The 17,254-nt window shown below is 36.9% G+C and carries 14 protein-coding genes and 1 pseudogene; 3 read left to right on the forward strand and 12 right to left on the reverse strand.

The window, feature by feature from the left end:
- Positions 1–19: 19 nt before the first annotated feature.
- The 5 genes and pseudogenes from ACZ5N5_RS02795 to ACZ5N5_RS02815 all read right to left on the reverse strand — a co-directional run bounded on the left by ACZ5N5_RS02795 (position 20) and on the right by ACZ5N5_RS02815 (position 3,858).
- Positions 20–340 (reverse strand): lmo0954 family membrane protein, encoded by a 321-nt coding sequence (locus ACZ5N5_RS02795; protein WP_054861261.1) that lies wholly within the window; start codon positions 338–340, stop codon positions 20–22.
- A 367-nt stretch (positions 341–707) separates the two neighbouring features.
- The gene (locus tag ACZ5N5_RS02800; RefSeq protein WP_054861661.1) at positions 708–1,268 is read right to left on the reverse strand and encodes a hypothetical protein; all 561 of its coding nucleotides are present in this window, start codon (positions 1,266–1,268) and stop codon (positions 708–710) included.
- 233 nt (positions 1,269–1,501) lie between these two features.
- A pseudogene (locus ACZ5N5_RS02805) lies at positions 1,502–1,909 on the reverse strand (transposase); the annotation flags it as partial.
- 170 nt (positions 1,910–2,079) lie between these two features.
- Positions 2,080–3,384 (reverse strand): hemolysin family protein, encoded by a 1,305-nt coding sequence (locus ACZ5N5_RS02810; RefSeq protein WP_464367604.1) that lies wholly within the window; start codon positions 3,382–3,384, stop codon positions 2,080–2,082.
- A 57-nt stretch (positions 3,385–3,441) separates the two neighbouring features.
- Positions 3,442–3,858 carry a MerR family transcriptional regulator gene (locus ACZ5N5_RS02815; protein WP_109985463.1) on the reverse strand — a complete coding sequence of 139 codons (417 nt, stop codon included), beginning with the start codon at positions 3,856–3,858 and terminating at the stop codon, positions 3,442–3,444.
- A 149-nt stretch (positions 3,859–4,007) separates the two neighbouring features.
- Between ACZ5N5_RS02815 and ACZ5N5_RS02820 the strand changes: the two genes are divergently transcribed.
- Entirely contained in the window at positions 4,008–4,940 is a 933-nt protein-coding gene (locus ACZ5N5_RS02820; protein WP_054861659.1) for an aldo/keto reductase, read from the forward strand.
- A gap of 274 nt (positions 4,941–5,214) precedes the next feature.
- Here the strand turns inward: ACZ5N5_RS02820 and ACZ5N5_RS02825 are convergent, their stop codons facing one another.
- From ACZ5N5_RS02825 to ACZ5N5_RS02850, 6 genes are all read right to left on the reverse strand, one after another.
- On the reverse strand, positions 5,215–7,383 hold the full coding sequence (locus ACZ5N5_RS02825; protein ID WP_464373228.1) for a DNA topoisomerase III: 2,169 nt from the start codon (positions 7,381–7,383) through the stop codon (positions 5,215–5,217).
- 41 nt (positions 7,384–7,424) lie between these two features.
- A complete protein-coding gene (locus tag ACZ5N5_RS02830) occupies positions 7,425–8,822 on the reverse strand; it encodes a DUF1565 domain-containing protein (RefSeq protein ID WP_109985465.1) in 1,398 nt (465 codons plus the stop codon).
- An 82-nt stretch (positions 8,823–8,904) separates the two neighbouring features.
- Positions 8,905–9,450: a redoxin domain-containing protein gene (locus ACZ5N5_RS02835; RefSeq protein ID WP_464373229.1), complete on the reverse strand. Its 546-nt coding sequence runs from the start codon at positions 9,448–9,450 to the stop codon at positions 8,905–8,907.
- 269 nt (positions 9,451–9,719) lie between these two features.
- Positions 9,720–11,948 (reverse strand): alpha-galactosidase, encoded by a 2,229-nt coding sequence (locus ACZ5N5_RS02840; protein ID WP_464373230.1) that lies wholly within the window; start codon positions 11,946–11,948, stop codon positions 9,720–9,722.
- A gap of 18 nt (positions 11,949–11,966) precedes the next feature.
- Complete coding sequence (gene melA, locus ACZ5N5_RS02845; protein ID WP_464373231.1) at positions 11,967–13,265, reverse strand: alpha-galactosidase; 1,299 nt, start codon at positions 13,263–13,265, stop codon at positions 11,967–11,969.
- A gap of 122 nt (positions 13,266–13,387) precedes the next feature.
- On the reverse strand, positions 13,388–14,275 hold the full coding sequence (locus ACZ5N5_RS02850) for a helix-turn-helix domain-containing protein (RefSeq protein ID WP_464373232.1): 888 nt from the start codon (positions 14,273–14,275) through the stop codon (positions 13,388–13,390).
- 132 nt (positions 14,276–14,407) lie between these two features.
- Between ACZ5N5_RS02850 and ACZ5N5_RS02855 the strand changes: the two genes are divergently transcribed.
- Positions 14,408–14,710 (forward strand): hypothetical protein, encoded by a 303-nt coding sequence (locus ACZ5N5_RS02855; protein ID WP_054788593.1) that lies wholly within the window; start codon positions 14,408–14,410, stop codon positions 14,708–14,710.
- A 408-nt stretch (positions 14,711–15,118) separates the two neighbouring features.
- Positions 15,119–16,738: an ABC-F family ATP-binding cassette domain-containing protein gene (locus tag ACZ5N5_RS02860; protein WP_464373233.1), complete on the forward strand. Its 1,620-nt coding sequence runs from the start codon at positions 15,119–15,121 to the stop codon at positions 16,736–16,738.
- Positions 16,739–16,897: 159 nt separating this feature from the next.
- Here the strand turns inward: ACZ5N5_RS02860 and ACZ5N5_RS02865 are convergent, their stop codons facing one another.
- Positions 16,898–17,203 (reverse strand): hypothetical protein, encoded by a 306-nt coding sequence (locus ACZ5N5_RS02865; RefSeq protein ID WP_464373234.1) that lies wholly within the window; start codon positions 17,201–17,203, stop codon positions 16,898–16,900.
- Positions 17,204–17,254: the final 51 nt, after the last annotated feature.

Consider the following 17,254-nt stretch of genomic DNA (forward strand, 5'->3'; position numbering starts at 1 on the left):
TATCTTCCTCCTTATTATTTTAAAGCTTGTCCCAGTTTAAATAATCATCGTTATAATAAGTATTTTCTTTTTCTTGTTTCCATTTTTTATAGGTGTAATATAACACCACTAATGCAACAATACCGATTAAAGCAGGTATATTAGAGAGTGACATAGAAACACCAATCAATATGACAAATGCCCATAACACTTTTTTCCCTGTTGTTTCAGCTAGTATGAATTTTCTTACTCCATAGTAAGCAATCGCTACACTAATCAAGAGCATGATTATTGGACCGACGTTTGCAAGCAACACGAAGGCTGCAATCACGCCTAAACAAATGAGTAAAAATGTTTTCATTTGCGTTCCCTCCTTCCATACTCTTATGATAGCTTGTCTCCATTCTTTTCATAACTGGCTGTAGATATAACTTGGCTAAGACTTGAGGCTTATTTTTAGTGTCGACTGCGAAATTGGGGATTTTTTTGCGACTTCTGGATTTTTTTTGCGACTTCTGGATTTTTTTTGCGACTTCTGGATTTTTTTTGCGACTTCTGGATTTTTTTTGCGACTTCTGGATTTTTTTTGCGACTTCTGGATTTTTTTTGCGACTTCTGGATTTTTTTTGCGACTTCTGGATTTTTTTTGCGACTTCTGGATTTTTTTTGCGACTTCTGGATTTTTTTTGCGAAAAAAGCGAGGGAGCTAAGCTCCCCCGCTTTTTTCTCTAACTATAAATACTTTCTAGGAAAGGTATTTCATACTGTGCTAAATATCTTATTAAATCTCCATGATAGATGAGCTTTAGCTCTCGCCATTCTTTTAAATCTTGTGGCCGAGTTAGACATGCCGGCTTTTCCTCCGTATAAATGCCAGCCTCTCGTAGAACGGTTGCTACAAATTCCGAACAGAAAAACGCATGCTCTCGCTGCCACTCTAAATTAAGTAAAACACCGATTAGTCCTAATAAATTATAGCGATATGCATCTGTTTCCTGCTCCATTTGTTTCACTCTTTTAAACAATAGCTCATACATATCTTCTGTAATAGATAATTGATAGATTGCACATTTTGCTTGATAAAAAAATGGTGTTCGTAGATTTTCCTTCACAAATCCGGCAATTAATGGATTATATGGTCGTTTTCTACCAAAACTGTAGACTTCTCTTAATTCATTATCAAAACTAATGGATGCGTGATTTAATGTAGATTTGGTACATATATTAATGATTCTAGAGAAAAAAGTTCCCGTATCTGTGAAAAGAAGATAGACGTTTTTCTTCTTCACCTTTGCCACCCCTTGACATCCACTCTGAGGAAAAATAACAGTAGATCTTTCATAGTAGTATTTTATTAGTATGTGGAAAAAATTACAATAGAATATGTATTTTAACTATAGTACAAATTATGCACTTGTGCAAGATGATTTTGTTCATATGCAGAAAAAATCCCCAACTATTTAAACATTGGGGATTTCTACTAACTTTGTTCGTTTAGCTTGCCTCACTCATTATATTATTCAAACGCAGCTTCTTCCTCAATTAAATCTTCTTTGACTAAATGGGAACGAAATTGAACAAAGCAGTCCCTCAGTAATTCTTCAACTAAGGGATTGGAACGGAATCGGTTGATTGTACGATAACTCGGTTCATGACCTTGAGCTAACCACATCATTCGAACACTGTCTGCTAACATCGCTTCCATCTTTCTTCCTGAGAAAGCAGACTGCGTATAGTCGCATAAGATTATCTTCAGCAACATTCGAGGATGATAAGCAGGACAACCAGTTTTTCGAAGTAAACCCTTGAACGCTTCCTCCGGAATGCTTTCCACTAATTCATTGATGGCAAAAGCAATATCACTTTCTCGTAATTTAACTTCTAAATCTAAAGGCAAAACAACTTGATTCATGGTATAATGTTTAAACATAAGGACATCCTTTCTGGATTATGGTTTGGTCACTTTAATTCTATCAAAGGGTGTCCATTTTGTTTTACCTAAATTTTGTAGCAATTCTAAAAAACGTGACACCTTCACTATGCTTAGTGTCGGTGCCACGTAATTTCTATTTACCTGGGTTTTGTCCCAGCCTCTTTCATTTACTGTATTCCTTCCAGATAGTTGTTTTCTACAAACGTACTACTTGCTTCCTTTTGATTTTCGAGGATTTCGATCTTCACTTTGCGAACCCTTCTATTCGTTACTTCCTCTACACTTACCTTTAGGTTTTCGTATTCAAAGGTATCTCCTTTTTTCGGGACTGCTTCCAGATTCTCAATAACCCAACCACCAATTGTGTGATAGGAACTTTCGGGTGTTGGGACTTTAAGCGATTCAGCAAAATCGGTTAATTGGTATTGTGCATCGAATTTGTACACATTTTCATTGACTCGAATAATAGAGTGAACCTTCTCATCCTGCTCATCCCAGATTTCCCCAACAATTTCTTCTAGAACATCTTCCAGAGTTACGAGCCCAGCTGTCCCACCGAATTCGTCTAATACGATCGCCATGTGCACCTTTTCCTTTTGTAGCTGTGGTAAAACAGAAGAAATCTTCACAGATTCCACTACAAAAAGAGGCTCTCTTAATAATTCTCTAATATTGACATCATGATATTTTACTAAATGAGTTAGAAATTCTTTTTCCGATAAGATACCTATAATATTATCAATACTTTCTTCATAAACAGGAATACGTGAGAAACGCTCCTTGAAGAAAATATTTTTAATTTCTTCTATCGATTGATCCACATTAATGGCAATCATGTCAATTCTAGGTGTCAGTATTTCTCCAGCAATCGTGTCATCAAAATCCATTGACCGATGGAGTAATCGCCTTTCTTCTTTATCTATAACTCCTTCTTCCTCACTTATATCTAGCATTACCTTAATCTCTTCTTCCGTTACAGAAGGAAGTGGATCTCCCTTCGCAAAAAGCTTGGATATGAGTAATTTTAACCGTGAAAATAAGAAATTAACAGGTGTCAACAATTTAATTAAAAAGTATAGAATGCCAGATATCGTCAAGGAATAGGTCTCAGCATGCTCTTTTGCTAATGATTTTGGTAATATTTCACCGAATATGAGGATAAGTATTGTCATCAGTACTGTACTGATCACTAATGCTAAATTCCCTCCAAATACCTCATTAGCTATCGTTGCAGATATACTGGAAGCTGCAATATTGACAATATTATTCCCAACTAGAATAGTAGATAGAGTATTGTCGAAATGGCTTGCCATATGCAGTGCCTTTTTACTTCCAGCACGGCCCTCGTCTGCAAGGTTTTTGAGTCTAATTTTGTTCACACTTGAAAAAGCAGTTTCTGCTGAAGAAAAGAAAGCTGACATGAAGATTAATGTCGTCAATAAAATAATCGAACTCAGGGGTATATCGTCCAAAAAAATCCACTCTCCTATTAAAAATTTTATGTAAGCGGTTAACATCGATTACATAAGTTAATTTGAAAATAAGACTAATGTTCTCATTAAATCGGATGAATGTGACTGAATGTTTGTTTTCATTTTCATATTTTCATCACCGATGTTATCTATTATTTCATACATCTCTTCCAATTCAAGCTTCAAGAATTTCATTTTCATCTTGAGTTGTTCTACTTGAGCTAAAATGTCCTCAGTGGCCATTTCATTGTTTTTAAGTAATTTTTGTTTTTGCTTGATTTGTTCTAATGGCAGATGCAATTGTTTACACTTTTCAATAAATTGAAGATCTTCCATTGCTGTCTCTTTATAAAGTCGGTAATTCGCATCCGATCTTACACATTCTAACAAACCCATCTTCGTGTAATAATCTATGGTACGTTTTGATACATTTGATATTTTAGATAATTCTCCTATTTTATATACCTTCCCAATATCATCACCTCATTGCTATTATAATGGATAGGAAAAAAACTGTACAGTATAACGTTATGCTTTTTTATCCTTATCATTCAAGCAATTTTATTTTCTTCTAATAATTGCTTTGATAATATAGTCGTAGATTTAAAAAGGAGTGGTGATCTATGACAAAAAAGGTTCAATTAGGAAAATCCAATTTATATGTTAACCCGATTGGTTTAGGTGCAAATGCAGTAGGTGGTCATAACCTTTATCCCAACCTAGATGAAGAACAAGGAAAAGAGGTTGTGAGAGAAGCCATTCGAAATGGCATGAATTTTATCGATACTGCTTTTATCTATGGCCCTAAGCGTTCAGAGGAATTAATTGGTCAGGTGATAAAAGAGCATGGACACCGAGAAGATTTTGTTGTGGCAACAAAAGCAGCACACGAAATCGTAAAAGATGAGACAAAACTTAATAATTCTCCTGCGTTTCTTAAAGCTTCTGTGGATGATGCTTTAAATCGACTCCAAACGGATTATATCGATCTCTTTTATATCCATTTTCCTGATGAAGATACACCTAAAGCTGAAGCCGTCGGTGCGTTAAAGGAATTAAAGGATCAAGGAAAAATTCGCAGTATTGGTGTTTCCAATTTTTCTATCGAACAACTTAAGGATGCTAATCGTGATGGATATGTTGATGTATTGCAATCAGAATATAACCTTTTTAAGCGTCAAGCTGAAAAAGAATTACTTCCTTACACAGCAGAAAATCAGATATCCTTTGTCCCATACTTCCCACTAGCGTCCGGTCTACTAGGCGGAAGATATGATGAGAACACCACTTTCGATGATTTACGTGCCAATGATCCTCTATTTCAAGGAGAAGCGTTCAAAGCGAATTTGAAAAAGGTAGAGGAATTACGACCGTTAGCTGAAGCAAAAGGAACGGAGATTGCACACATAGTTCTTGCATGGTATTTAACGCGTGATAGTATTGATGCTATTATACCTGGAGCAAAACGAGTAGAACAAGTAAAAAATAACTTAAATACTTTAGATGTGAAGCTTACACAAACAGAAATTGATCAAATAGATCATATTTTCAAATAAGAAGAGGGACAAAACTAAATAGAGAGAATGATAATCCGAACAATCTTCTGACTGAGCGTAGTCAAAATAACGTAGACTCCTGTAGGAATAGCACGAGCTGAAGATCCACTTTGCAAAGTTAGCAGATCGCCGTGGCCACTGTAAAAGAAACACTGCTAAAGTTTACTTGAGTAGATGTTGACTTATGCCCTATTGGTAAAAGCAAAGTATTTTGACCGAGCAGTTTCCGTGCAGAAGTATTAACGTTCGGATTTTTCCTTTCTCTCCACTTTTTTTATTTATCTTTCAATTTTGCCAATGCATCTGCAAGTGCTGTATTCGCAAATCCATCATCCTGTTTTTTTAAATATTTGTTAACATCTCGTTTCGTTGCTTTATTCTGACCGTGCTTATTTTTTCTTTTCTGGAATGCTTGCAGTTTTTCATGGTAGCCACATACACAGGAGAAGGTTTGGGCATCGCCTTTTCCACGGAGCTCCATTCGTTTATGGCAATTTGGACATCTTGCATTTGTCTTCTTCGCAATCATCTTGCGTTCTCCACATTCACGATCCTGGCAAACTAACATGCGTCCATTTTTTCCGTTAACCTCAAGCATGAGCTTTCCACAGTTCGGACATCTCGTCCCTGTCATATTATCATGCTTATACTTCGCATCACTTGACTTCACTTGTTGGACTATTTCCTTTGTATAGGACTTAATTTCTTGAATAAAGGCATCCTTTTTTAGCTTCCCATTGGCAATTTGGGCAAGCTTGTCTTCCCACTCTGCAGTTAATAATGGTGAGCGTAAATCGCTTGGAACTAGCTGTAATATCTGCTTACCTTTAGAGGTTAGATAGAGATATTTTCCCTTTTTCTCGATATAAAAGGTATTGAACAGCTTCTCAATGATATCTGCTCTTGTGGCAACTGTTCCTAGACCACCTGTTGCCTTTAATGTTTTGGATGCATGTTTTTCATCTTTTTGTAAAAATTTCGCTGGATTCTCCATTGCATGTAGTAATGTACCCTCTGTTAAACGTTCCGGTGGTTTAGTTTCACCATGTGTAAGAGTGAGTTTCGGCTTCTTCCATACATGATTATCCGAGATATTCGCAATAAGTTGATCATCTTCTTGGTCTTCCTCCTTATGATCATATACTGCTTTAAAACCTTGATTGATCACATTTTTCCCGCTTGCTGTAAAGGTTTCTCCAGCTATCTCTGCTGTTAATTGAATATGCTCATATTGAAAAGGCGGTAGCAATACAGCTAAAAAACGTTTAATCACTAAATCATAAATCTTCTGCTCCTGATCATTGAGCTTGGACAAGTAGACTGGTTCTTCTGTTGGAATAATCGCATGGTGATCAGATACCTTCTGATTATCCACAAAAGACTTATTTGCTTTAATCGGATGTTTTTTAATTCTAGTAGCTACGACACTATATGGACCTATACCACAGCTTGCCACACGCTCTTTTAATGTTGGCACAATATCTGTTGAGATATATTTAGAATCCGTCCTTGGATATGTTAGGACTTTATGCTGCTCATATAGCTTCTGCATAATGGACAATGTTTGCTTACCTGAAAAGCCAAAAATACGATTGGCATCTCGTTGTAGATCGGTTAAATCATATAATGTCGGCGCATACGTTTTTTTCTGCTTTTTCTCCAATTTTTTTACATTCAAATCATTATTTTTCAATTTTTCAAGAAGACCCTTGGCCTTGTCTTCATTAAAAATTCTTGACTCTCCATTTGGATTTTTCCATGTTAGAGTAATACCGTCATCGGTTTTTGCTTTTAATTGATAAAAAGTTTGTGGTTTGAATTGCTTAATTTCTGCTTCTCTTGTTGCGATCATTGCAAGGGTCGGTGTTTGAACACGACCACTTGATAATTGAGCATTAAACTTTGTTGTCAATGCTCGTGTCGCATTAAGTCCAACATACCAATCGGCTTCCGATCTTGCTACAGCAGAATGGTATAAGTTATCATATTGTTTTGCTGGTTTGAGCTGTTGAAAGCCCTGTTTGATCGCTTGGTCGGTAACAGAGGAAATCCATAATCTTTTGATAGGCTTATTTACTCGCACCTTATCCAAAATCCAACGTGCTACTAGCTCTCCTTCACGACCAGCATCTGTTGCAATTACTATATTTTTCACATCTTTACGGATGAGTTGTGATTTTACTGTTTGAAATTGTTTGCCTGTCTTTTTAATAACGACTAGCTTTAGTCGATCTGGGAGCATTGGTAAATCTTCTTGCTTCCATGTTTTATATTTTTGATCATATGCCTCTGGATCAGCTAATGTCACTAAATGGCCAAGTGCCCATGTAACAATATATTGGGTTCCTTCCATATAGCCGTTCGCCTTTTTATTGCATTTTAAAACACGTGCGATATCACGACCAACAGAAGGCTTTTCTGCAATTACTACCGTTTTACTCATCGTTGAATACTTCCTTTCTTCTTACTTACCTATTATAAAACTTATTCGATAATTCTTCTTGCAGGTGAATCTTCCTCTAGCCTGAAATCATATTGCTCTTCATCTACGAACATTGGGTCCAAGTAAGCGGAGTTTTCATCACTATTAGAAGCCTTTTGAAAGGCAGCAAAAGAGATGTATTCTTGCTCCTTCCATATCCAGATCCCATCTTTTCCTTCTTCCTTATGAAACACATTTTTTATAAGCTGATTATCTTCATTAGTAGAAAAATAGTTAGCGATAAATATCCGTGATGGTCCAGCGGTCAAGATATTTTTCTCGATCACATTGTTCTTCGTATCATGTTGTAATTGAAGTTGTCCCCCGCCTAGACCCTTCGTATCATTTCGATAGAGGACATTACCGGTGATGGTTGAATGAATAGTTCCTCCTCGTAGCTTATCATAACCGCCAATCGATATCCCAGTGTAAAAATTTTCATACACGATATTGTTTATAATACGAATATTATCCGCATATTGATTTGCATGTTCAGAGGTTGCTTCAATACCGATATCACTTTGATAAATCGTGTTTTGCTCTATCGTAATATTTTTTCCACCATCCACATAAATTCCGCCAGCACTATAATCCTCTCCATAAGCTGGATTACCATAAGACGATATCTCATATATTTCATTATTTTTTACGACACCATTTCTTACATAGTCCGCTTCTGGATCATTTGCAGTTCCTTCATGACCAATTAAATCAATTCCAATATTGTCATTACGGCGAACTAGATTATCCTCGACCGTAAAACCATCAATATTTCCATTAAGTACGACAGATTCACTTGAGCCAAGCTTAAGCTCCTCCACTTTGTTTTTCAAAATATTTATATCTGTCATGGCCTCTGTTCCGTATACCGCTATTCCATGGGCATTTCCATCCTCGGCATTTGTTTCGATACGTCTTACATGATTATTCTCTAAGGTAATATGACTACTGGAGCCAGTTACGTAAATGCCGATAACGGTTGCTGTAGAGTCTGTCTGCAAGTCCTGAATGGTTAATCCACTTATGGTAACATAGCTTTTATCCTTTATCGTCACCATCGATGTATCTTCTTCTATATCTTTGATGTCTTTGCCACTAAGGACAACCTTTTCCTGCTCGTATGGCTTAAAAGTAATGGGATTTTCTTCTGTTCCACTATGTTGAATCTTGAGTTTCTCATGGTAGGTACCTTCTCGTATCAAGACAGTTGTTCCAGGTTCCGCCTCTGAGGCAGCTTTATCGAGTGATTGATAAGGCTCTGTTTTTGTTCCAGGATTATGATCATCTCCATTAATTGCTACGTATATTACATTAGGGTCTTGTTGTGCATGGGTATTATTTATAACGAAAACAACCATTATTATTGCTACAGTCAAAAGTAGAAAAATATATTTTTTCATCCAATCCATCCTTTTCATTATTCTTCTTTCATTATATACCAAAAAAGAAAAGAGATCGCCTGTGCAATCTCCTTTCCATCTGTTAAGAACTTCCCTTTACTTTTTTATATTCTTTCAGCATGGTGTCATAATCTATTTGTCCGAAGGCGCGATATTGAATAACTCCTTTTTCATCGATAAGATAAGTAGTTGGAACGGAAAGAATATGATATAAATCGGTTGCCTGTTCACCATTATCTAATAAAATTGGAAAGGTTAAACTATTGTCTTCTGCAAAATTTAATATATCATCATATTTGGTCTCCGTTTCGATTAGGTTAACCGCAAGTATTTTGATGTCCGTATTTTGGTATAACTTCTCAAGGTCAGGCATTTCCCTTTGACACGGCACGCACCATGTTGCCCAAAAATTCAACATAACTTTCTCATCGCGGTAATCGGATAGCTGGACAAATTCGCCCTTCATCGTTTGCAGTTCAAAATCGGGGGCAACCTTCCCTACTTCTAAGCCAAACTCTTGTTGTTCCTCTTGGTTTCTAGCCTCATTTTCTCCATCCGTTATAAAAGAAAAAACCGCATAGCCTAACATCCCCAGCAAAACAACACAAATGATGATTCTCTTCACCATACTATTCCTCCATCTAGACAAGCTTTTTATATAATTATGAAGGAATGCTATATTTATGAGACACCTAGTTAAATAATACATTAGAAAAACTCGCATTCGGTCATCCTTTAGCGGATGCGTTAGCTTTTCTTATACTTTGGACTTCAACATTTTCTCTTCATCGCCTTACTTCCTGCAAAAATTTTATAGTTTCCTAACGAAAAAAATAAGCCCCCGAACAATCCATTTTCCGAAGGCTTATTATTTCGTTCGAATGCTATCCATCACGTTTAGCAACGAGTTAATACAAATAGGCGTGAATAGAAATCCCTTGGAACATAGTGGTCTCCTCTATGCCCTCTAAATCGTTCATGATCTAGCTGGATACCAATCTCCATGAGCTCGTCACCATTATAACTGCCTTCATATCCTTCTATCTTATAGGAAGCATTAGGATCTAAGCCTTTTAATAACAAACGTTTATAGCTGGCGTTTGGCTCACATAATATATGATAATCGCCAACAACCGCCTTTTCTTTATCCTCTGAAACAACCATCCAGCTTGTGCGATTTCCATTTCCAGAGAAGGGACTATGGATTCTGTAAAAGGTTCCGAATTGAAATAATTCGCGATGTTCTTTGAAGAAGCTAATTTGCTCCTTCATCGTTTCCTTATCTCCTTCTGACATTTCGGTCACATCCAGTTCATAGCCAAATGCTCCGAAATAGGCTACATTTGCTCGGGTCTCCATACTAGTAATTCGGCCAACCTGATGATTGGGCACAGCTGATACGTGGGCACCCATTGAACTAATTGGATAAACAAAGGATGTACCATACTGAATTTTCAAACGTTCTACTGCATCTGTATCATCACTTGTCCAGCCCTGTGGTGCATAATATAGAATTCCTGGGTCAAAACGACATCCACCACTTGCACAGGATTCAAATAAAATATCTGGAAATTCTGTTGTCAATCTTTCATACAGATCATAAACACCTAATATATAGCGATGTGGAACCTCTTGTTGACGGTCAGCAGCTAAGGAAGCTGAGCCTATTTCAGTCATATAGCGATTCATATCCCACTTGACATAAGAGATAGGCGCATCTCGTAAAATGGTTGCCATCATGTCATATATGGCGTCCACCACTTCTTTTCTGGAAAAATCTAAGATATACTGATTTCTACCGTGGGATTGACTTCTATCAGGCACATGAATAATCCAATCTGGATGTTTCTCATAAAGCTTACTTATTTTTGAGACCATTTCCGGTTCAAACCAAAGTCCAAAATCCATCCCTAATGCGGTGACCTTTTCTGCTAATCCAGTGATTCCATTAGGTAGCTTGGAATAATCTACAAACCAATCACCTAATGAAGTGGTGTCATCATCCCGTTTGCCAAACCAACCGTCATCTAAAACAAATAATTCAACACCTAAATCCTTTGATTGTTTGGCCATTTCCAGGATCTTGTCTTCATTAAAATGAAAGTAAGTCCCTTCCCAATTGTTAGTTAAAATAGGGCGAGGTTGATCACGCCATTTTCCGCGTGCTAGACGTGATTGATACAATTGATGATAGCTTTGACTCATTCCATTTAATCCTTGATTGGAATAAACCATGACAACCTCTGGTGCTTGAAAACTTTCTCCAGATTCAAGCAGCCAATTAAAATCAAATGGATGAATCCCCATGCTTACACGAGCGACATCTAGATAGTCAACCTCTACCTGTGCTAAAAAGTTCCCACTATACACGAAGCTAAAGCCATATACCTCTCCTTGAAATTCCGTTGTTTCAGGCCGCTTCAATGCAAGAAATGGATTCTGATGTCCACTGCTTGCCCCACGGGTACTTGAGATATTTTGTACACCTGTTTGAAGCTTTCTTGTTTTAACATGTCTTTCCCTAGCCCATGCACCTGACAGTTGCATCATTTCATACTCTGCATCGAAGAGATCTACGTTAGCACTCATAACTCTGGTGAGGTTTAACTTCTGATTTCCTTTATTGAGAAATCTCACACTTCTTGTAATGGCATCATGCTCTTCAAAAACAGAATAGAGAAGGATTAGCTCTGTATCTATTACATGATCATATAAAGTAATTTCTACTGTTTCTACTTTATCATTTGCTTCTGCATACGTAGCTGGTAAACCTTCTAGCTTTGGCTTACCGTGATAGATTTTGTTGCCTTGATATTGAAAATTAGTTATTCTGCTACCATTCTCCTGCAAAATTTGAAAAGCAGGCTCTCTAAAATCGGTCGTCCCATAAGCAGGGTATTCTTGTTTCGTCTGCTCTAGTGTAAATGTCATATCTCCTTCTTGTAGATATGGTGTATTTGGGCGATTTCCCTTTATCAATAGATGCTCAAAAGAGGATTTATGACGAATTTTTTTACCATAATACAAGTGACCAAGCTGATCATTTTCTAATATGTTAAAAATATAGCTTGAATTTTTTGTTTGTAAATGAAATTCTCTCGTTTGTTCATTGAATGTAATGGTCATGTCTATACTCCTTAACTATTAGTGATAGGTTGGTAGCCAATCGCCATGTGCTGCAATCAAATCATCACATAATGCGATAATATCATCTATCGATAATTCTGCAGCAGTATGTGGGTCTAACATTGCCGCTTGATAGATTTTCTCTTTTTTTCTAGTTAGTGCAGCTTCCATTGTAAGTAATTGTGTATTAATATTGGTGCGATTTAAGGCAGCAAGCTGCTCTGGCAAATCACCTACATAAGTTGGTGTTACGCCATTGGCATCAACAAGACAAGGAACCTCCACAACCGCGTTTTCTGGTAAATTACTGATTAATCTACCTGTATTGCGTACATTACCACCGATCTTAAACGGCTTATCTGTTTCCATTGCTTCAATAATGTAAGAGCCATATTCATGAGAACGCTCATGTTGCAGATTTTTATCATGAACGAGGTCGTCCCTCATTTTTTTCCAGCCTTCTATCTGATTGACACAACGCCTAGGATATTCGTCTAAAGGTATATTATATTTTTCAATGAGTTCAGGATATTGGCTTTTAATAAAATATGGATGGTATTCTGCATTATGTTCTGAGGATTCCGTAACATAATAGCCAAACTTATCCATTAGCTCAAAACGTACCATATCGTCATGCTTCTCCTTTTGTTTTTGCTTGGCTCGTTTTTTGATTTCTGGATATAAATCCTTCCCGTTTTGCGTAATTTCTAGTAACCATGCCATATGATTAATCCCAGCTATTTTCCATTGGATATTCTCTTTAGACATTTCGAGTGAATCCAACAGATGACTAGCACATACTTGAACACTATGACATAGGCCTACTGTCTTAATGCCTTCTTCTAGCATAATGTTTGTTAAGACGGCCATTGGATTCGTATAATTTAAAAACCACGCATCTGGACAAACCTCTTTCATGTCGTGGGCAAATTCCTGCATGACAGGAATTGTTCTTAAATTTCGGAAAATCCCACCAATACCAATCGTATCTGCAATAGTTTGACGTAAGCTATATGTTTTTGGTACTTCAAAGTCGGTAATTGTACACGGATCATAGCCACCTACTTGTATCGCATTAATCACATATTTTGCTCCTCGAAGCGCTTCTTTTCTATTCTTATATGCTTTAATTTTTACAGTCGAATTTACATTCTTCTTTAAATTGGTTAACATCATTTCTGAATCTTCCAAACGTTGATGATCAATATCAAATAAAGCGAATTCAAAATCCTGTAATGCTTCTACTGTCATACAGTCCCCTAGTACATTCTTTGCAAAAACCGTACTACCAGCACCTAAAAAGGTGATTTTTGACATATTCATCCTCCTCAATATCCGCAATAAATTGCGTTATGTTACTATCGCATACATTCATATTAAGGGGATTTGAAAGCAATTACAATCGTAAATATTTTTTATATGAGTAATATATTGCTCTTTCAATAATCAATAAACAATCGATCAACAGGCATGTAGGACTGTGTGTTTCGATAATTACTTGGTGTGACACCTATAATATTTTTAAACACTTTACTAAAGTAATTCCCATTTGTATATCCAACTTTCCTCGCAATTTCTTCCATCGATAATTCTTTTTGTTGAAGAAGCTCCATCGCATGGTGAACCCTTATCTTTGCTAAATATTGAATAGGAGGTTCTTCCATTGTTCGCTTAAAGAGTCGATTAAAATGGTATTTCGAAAGTCCTGAAACCTCTACTATATGATCTAGTGTAATGTCAGTTGCATAGTTTTTTTCCATAAACGTAATTGCTTTTGCTACAGCAATGGGTAGATTCTCTTTCCTTTCTTTTTCATGTTCAAAATACGACATGCATTCCATTAAGAAGCTATAGGCATATCCAGAAGCTTCATAGCCTTGGGAGATCCCTGTTGTTTCGGCTTTTTCTAGCAGGCGAAAAATATGCTTGATCGGTGTAGAATCAGTAGGCAATGTAAGAATCGGCCCATGCTTTGCAACAATTTTTTCATAGTAAGTCTGTGCTTCTTGTCCATATAAGGTGATATATGCAAATTCCCACAAATCAGATTCCTTTGGAAGATAATAACAATGGTCACTAGGAAGCTTTACAAAGAAGGCATGACCTTTTGTTAAGGTTGTTGTCTTGTCGCCTATCGTTATTGCCCCTTGACCATTCAATGTATATTGAAATACGATAGCACCCATTTCCTTTCGCTCTCGACCATCCCATCTATAGCTATGCTCTGTCCTAACCTCTTTACCAAGAGATAGTAAACCTGCAACCCGTTCTAATTGCTCTCCTTTAAATCGAAATCCATACGTACTATGAAAAAACTTCTCCTTCATTTCGTCTCCTCCCACCTCATCCTATTGATTGCAATATAGCAGTATTTTTTTTAGAAGACAACAGAGATCATTGATTTGCATATTGTATATGGTAAAATATTTTGGTGACTAATTATAAAAGGAGGGATATACTTGCTTATTTCCGGAGTTCTAAAACTTATCGGTGCTGGATTTGAATTTTTCCTAGGAATACCTGGCTATGGTGGAGTTTTCATCTTATCATTGCTTTGGACACCGCTATTATTTATGCTTATTTATCATATTGTTACACTTGTAATCTCCAAAAATAATCATACCCCTATTTGGGGACCGATTGTCGGCATTATTGCCAGTACACTCGGAATCATACCAGGTCTTGGCATGCTTTTACACTGGGCTGCATTCATCTGCTTACTTATTGATGGTATTTTAGTTTTTACCAATAAACGAGACTAATTGCAAGTGGCTGGGACATAATTAAATAGGGTGAATGAGAATCCGAACAATCTTCTGATTGAGCGTAGTCAAAATATAAAGACTCCTATGGGAACAGCACGAGCTGAAGATCCACTTTGCAAGACGGGTTTCTTTGCAAAGTTAGCAGACCGCCGTGCCACACTGTAAAGGGAACACTGCGAAAGTTTACTTGAGCAGATGTTGACTTATGCCCTATGGGTAAAAGCGGAGTATTTTGACGGAGCGGTTACAGTGCAGAAATATTAATGTTCGGATTTCTTCTGTTTTATTACTCTTTTGTCCCAGTCTCTTTTTCTATGAGGAGCAACTATCCGCTTTCATTGACTTCCTAGGACAAATCGCTTAAGCTTGCTTTAGGAAATGAGATAATGGAGGAATTGTGAAAATATGCTACAAGCGACAAATGTAAGTTTACGTTTTGGTGATAAAAAATTATTCGAAGATGTTAATATTAAATTCACTGCAGGAAATTGCTATGGATTAATCGGGGCAAATGGTGCTGGTAAATCTACCTTTCTAAAGGTCCTATCAGGTGAGATTGAGCCTCAATCAGGGCATGTCTCTTTAGGCAAGGACGAACGTTTAGCCGTATTAAAACAGGATCACTTTGCTTATGAGGAATATGAAGTGTTACAAACTGTCATCATGGGACATACCCGGTTGTTTGATGTAATGAAAGAAAAAGATGCCATTTATGCAAAGGCCGAATTCACAGAGGAAGACGGAATGAGAGCAGCAGAGCTAGAGGGCGAGTTTGCTGAAATGAACGGTTGGGAAGCTGAATCAGATGCTGCTATTTTGCTTAAGGGATTAGGAATAGATGAAGACTTGCATACGAAAAAAATGGCTGAATTAACCGGATCAGAGAAGGTTAAAGTGTTATTGGCACAAGCTCTATTTGGTAATCCAGATATTTTATTATTGGATGAGCCTACAAACCACTTAGACATTCAAGCGATCCAATGGTTAGAGGAATTTCTCATTAACTTTGAGAATACTGTCATTGTAGTATCTCACGATCGACACTTTTTAAATAAGGTATGTACCCATATCGCGGATGTTGATTATGGAAAAATTGAATTATATGTCGGGAATTATGACTTTTGGTATGAATCTAGCCAGTTAGCTCTCCAAATGGCAAAAGATCAGAATAAGAAAAAGGAAGAAAAAATCAAAGAATTGCAAAACTTTATTGCTAGATTTAGTGCAAATGCTTCAAAATCAAAGCAAGCAACCTCCCGTAAAAAAATGTTGGATAACATTACCTTAGAAGATATCAAGCCTTCTTCTCGTCGTTATCCATATGTTGCTTTTCAAGCTGGACGTGAAATCGGAAATGACCTTCTACGTGTTGAAGGAATTTCTAAAACCATTGATGGAGAAAAAGTGCTAAATAATGTTAGTTTTACGTTAAAACCAAATGACAAAGTAGCTTTTGTTGGACGCAACGAACTTGCTAAATCCGTGTTGTTCGATATCTTGATGGGAGAAATGGAACCAGATGAAGGGACCTTTACATGGGGTGTAACGACTTCCCAATCCTATTTCCCGAAGGACAACTCCGCATTTTTTGAAGGGAACAACATGACATTAGTAGATTGGTTACGCCAATATTCTCCTGATGACCAAACGGAAACCTTCCTCCGCGGATTCCTAGGTCGTATGCTTTTCTCAGGAGAAGAAGCATTGAAAAAAGCAAATGTCCTATCCGGTGGAGAGAAGGTTCGCTGTATGCTCTCTAAAATGATGCTAAGCAATGCCAATGTACTAGTATTAGATGAACCGACCAACCACTTAGATTTAGAGTCGATCACTTCTTTAAATAATGGCTTAATAAATTTCAAGGGGTCTATCTTGTTCACCTCCCATGATCATCAATTTATTAATAGTATTGCCAATCGTTTAATTGAGATCACACCTGAGAAAGTTATTGATAAAGAGATGAGCTATGATGAGTATGTCGCTGACCAAAAATTACAAAGGGAAATTGCAGCATTATACGAATAATTATTGGATGATAAAAACTACCTTTTCCTTTGAGAAAAAGGTAGTTTTTTTATGTGCCATTTTTTCCAAATTAGCTAGAGCGTATGCCCGAAATATTTGGTATGATTTTTCTTAGTCAATCTTACTACAGGAGCTTTCTATTCTGTTATAAACGTCATTTTAGTTCGGGATTCTCTCTAAATTGGTCGTTAAGCCGGGTGTAAGTACCATTTTCTTCGAATTCCTTCCTAAAATGGTCGTTAAATCCGGTATAAGTTCCATTTTCTTCGAATTCTTTCCTAAAATGGTCGTTAAATCCGGTATAAGTTCCATTTTCTTCGAATTCCTTCCTAAAATGGTCGTTAAATCCGGTATAAGTTCCATTTTCTTCGAATTCCTTCCTAAAATGGTCGTTAAATCCGGTATAAGTTCTATTTTCCTTGAATTCCTTCCTAAAATGGTCGTTAAATCCGGTATAAGTTCCATTTTCCTTGAATTCCTTCCTAAAATGGTCGTTAATTTGATGATAAATACCAC

The organism is Gracilibacillus sp. JCM 18966 (genome assembly GCF_055392695.1).